Genomic DNA, 3,433 nt, shown 5'->3' with positions numbered 1-3,433 from the left:
TCGCGTACTTTAGCGACCCAGCCGCACGGACAGCCGTTGGCATCGCGCTGGTGGTAAAAGAGGGGCACGACTTCGTCTTCCAGCAGACGATAGAGCTGCTGCGCTTCCTGTTGGTCCCATGTCAGATCGGTATCATGTTCACGGCCGTCGCCCAGCGCCCATCCGGCCTCCGGGCAATAGGCTTCAGCCCACCAGCCATCCAGTTCAGAGAGGTTGAGGCCACCGTTGACCAGTACCTTCATGCCACTGGTGCCACTGGCTTCCCAGGGACGGCGTGGAGTGTTGATCCACAAATCCACGCCCTGGACGAGTTGTTCGGCCACGAGCATGTCGTAGTCGGCGATGAAGATCAGGCGGGTGGCCAGATCCGGGTGTTGATGCATGAATTGGATCCATTGCTGGATTAGGGCCTTGCCGACCCCGTCTTGGGGATGTGCCTTGCCCGCGATGATCAGTTGTACCGGATAGTGAGTATGAGTGAGGAGACGATACAGCCGATCGGGATCGCTTAACAGCAGGTTGGGGCGCTTGTAGGCGGTAAAGCGGCGGGCAAAGCCAATCGTCAGCGTGTTGGGATCGAGGGCGGTCTTCGCCCTTTCGATCTCACCAACGGGCGCGTTCACCGCCGCCAATTGCTTCTGAAGGCGTTGGCGAGCAAAAGTGATGACTTGTTGGCGTGCCGTACCCAGCAATTGCCAGAGATGAGTGTCTGGCGCCTGGCGAAAGTCCGCTTCGATATCCTTTAAATCTCCCAGCCAGCGTGCCTTGCCGCAGTGGTTGGTCCATAAGGCGTCGGCTTCGGCGGAATCCCAGGAGGGCATATGCACGCCATTGGTAACATGCATGACGGGAACTTCGTCCTCGGGCCAACGGGGGAACAAGGGTTGGAATAAACGACGGCTGACGGCCCCATGCAGGCGACTGACGCCATTGATGATCAGGCTGCCGTGAATGGCGAGCCACGCCATATTGAAGGGTTCGCGGGTATCTTCGGGGTTCTCCCGGCCAAGAGCGAGGATGGTCTCCACACCCACGCCGAAAGCCTCGGGGGCACCGGCGATGTAACGCGTCAGCAGTTCTGGCGGGAAGCGGTCGAAACCAGCGGAAACGGGGGTATGGGTGGTGAAGATGTTGCCGGCGCGGGTGGCGGTGAGTGCACAGGGGAAGCTGGTACCATGATCCTGCATGTGGCTGTAGGCACGGGCGAGAATGGCGAAGGCGGCGTGCCCTTCATTGAGGTGACAGATATCCGGCTGAATACCCAAGCGGCGCAACAGCATCCAGCCGCCGATGCCCAGACAAATTTCTTGTTGCAGGCGGTTCTCGGGGCCGCCACCGTAGAGTTCGGCGGTGATACCGCGATCGGCAGGGGTATTGAGGGGGTCGTTGCTGTCGAGCAGATAGAGGATGACACGACCCACTTGGGCCTGCCAGGCGCGCAGGATGACGGTGCGGCCAGGGAACGGCAATTCCAGGCGGAGCCACTCGCCTTCGGCATCGCGTACTGGAGTGACCGGCATCTGGGTGGGGTCATTGTAGGGATAGAGTTCGATCTGGCGGCCGCAATCATCAAGGCTCTGGCGAAAATAACCCTGCTGCCAGAGCAGGCCGATACCGAGGAGGGGGATACCGAGATCGCTGGCGGTTTTGAGGCAGTCACCGGCGAGGATGCCCAGACCACCCGAATAGATGGGCAGGGACTCGGAGAGGCCAAACTCCATGCTGAAATACGCCACCTGGCTGAAGGGTGGGTGGGTATAGGTTTCGCTGAACCAGCCTTTTTGGGTGAGGTGCTCGCGGTGCTCGCTGACGAACGTATTGAGCATGGCGATAAAATCTTTGTCTTGGGCTAAACGCTGAAGTGTGTCGCCCCCGATATTTTGCAGAATGATCCAGGGATTCCTGGTATCTTCCCAGAGTTCTGGAGCAACGTGTTGCCAGAGATTGTCTGTGGCATGACTCCAGGACCAGCGCAGGTCGAGGGCGAGTTCGGCCAGACCAGCCAGTGATTCAGGCAGTTGCGGGAGCAGGTAGCAAGGGGCGATGGTCACAAAGTCCTCCGATTCAATGGGATGCGCGGTGGGCAGCGACGCGGTTGGGGCTGTCCTTACCGGTGCTATAGTCGTCGAGGTTCTGAATCGTCGTGTCCGCGATGGTTTTTAGTGCCTCACGGGTGAAAAAGGCCTGATGGCCCGTGATGACGACATTGGGAAAAGTGAGCAGCCGTTCGAAGCTGTCATCGCAGATAATGTCGTCGCAGTGATCCTTAAAGTACAGATCAGCCTCTTCTTCATAGACATCCAAACCCACCGCACCCAAGTGACGGCTCTTGAGCGCGACGATGAGTGCAGCCGTGTCAATAAGCGGACCGCGGCTGGTATTGATGAGCATGGCGCCTTCGGGCATCCGGGCGAAGCGTTCTGCATTCATGAGATGCCGGGTTTCCGGAAGAAGTGGTACGTGGAGGCTGACGATCCGGCTTTTGGCGAGTAATTCTTCCAGAGAAACATAAGCGACCCCCAGTTCCTGACAGTCAGGATTGGGGGCGGTGTCATAGGCCAGCAAGTGACAGCCCATGCCATGGAGGATCCGGGCCAGTGCGGTGCCAATTCTGCCGGTGCCGACAATGCCTACGGTCTTGCCGTGCATGTCAAAACCCAGCAAACCGTCGAGGAGGAAGTTGCCGTCGCGCACCCGATTATAGGCTTTATGTAGATGCCGGTTCAGAGTCAGCATGAGGCCGACCGCGTATTCGGCGACCGCACAGGGAGAATAATCCCGCACCCGCATGACGGTGATGCCCTGCTTTTCCGCGGCTGGGATATCGACATGGTTGAATCCGGTGCTGCGCAATACCAGCAGCTTTGTCCCCAGATGCGCTATAGTTTCCAGAGCTTTTGCATCCAGCGTATCATCGACAAACGGGCAGAGGGCGGGATAGCCTTGGGCAATAAAGGCGGTCTCGGCATTTAATGCCGTCTCGACGAAGGCCAACTCGTGGCGTCCGTCGTTGGCGGTACTGAGGAATTGTTGATCATAGGGACGAGCACTGGTGACTAAGCAACGCATGATCTCTCTCCTTTGAACGCTATCAGAAACGGACCGGTCTGCAAAACGCGTGTTTACCAGCAAAACTGGCGGCGGTGCCTAGCTCTTCTTCGATACGCAGCAACTGGTTGTATTTGGCCACCCGTTCGCCACGCGCCGGAGCACCCGACTTCAGATGCCCGGTATCCAGGGCGACGGTGAGGTCGGCGATGAAATCATCGGTGGTTTCGCCGGAGCGATGCGAGACAAAGGCCCCCCAGCCGTGATATTGCGCCAGCCGTGTGGCGGTGATGGTCTCGGTCACCGTACCGATCTGATTGAGTTTGATGAGGGTGGCGTTGGCAATATTGTCTTCCATGGCGCGGGCGATGATTTTGGGGTTGGT

Annotated in this window: 2 protein-coding genes and 1 pseudogene; all 3 read right to left on the bottom strand. The window is 58.6% G+C overall.

Features of this window, described 5'->3' with window-relative positions; genetic code table 11:
• Positions 1-2,051: alpha-glucan family phosphorylase (gene glgP, locus Q0C48_RS02960; RefSeq protein WP_291521389.1), on the bottom strand; the 2,051-nt coding region annotated here is incomplete at its 3' end.
• A 13-nt stretch (positions 2,052-2,064) separates the two neighbouring features.
• Positions 2,065-3,069 carry a 2-hydroxyacid dehydrogenase gene (locus Q0C48_RS02955; RefSeq protein ID WP_291521387.1) on the bottom strand — a complete coding sequence of 335 codons (1,005 nt, stop codon included), beginning with the start codon at positions 3,067-3,069 and terminating at the stop codon, positions 2,065-2,067.
• 22 nt (positions 3,070-3,091) lie between these two features.
• Positions 3,092-3,433: pseudogene (locus Q0C48_RS02950) on the bottom strand (phosphopyruvate hydratase); the annotation flags it as partial.

Origin of the sequence: Acidithiobacillus sp. (assembly GCF_023255755.1) — a bacterium.
Classification (GTDB): Bacteria; Pseudomonadota; Gammaproteobacteria; order Acidithiobacillales; family Acidithiobacillaceae; genus Acidithiobacillus.
The sequence above is the reverse complement of the archived record's forward strand: the minus strand, read 5'-3'. Positions and strand labels throughout refer to the sequence as shown.

Excerpts from the sequence above, each read along its gene's own strand:
- Q0C48_RS02955 (WP_291521387.1), bottom strand. The coding sequence starts at position 3,069 with ATGCGTTGCTTAGTCACCAGTGCTCGTCCCTATGATCAACAATTCCTC.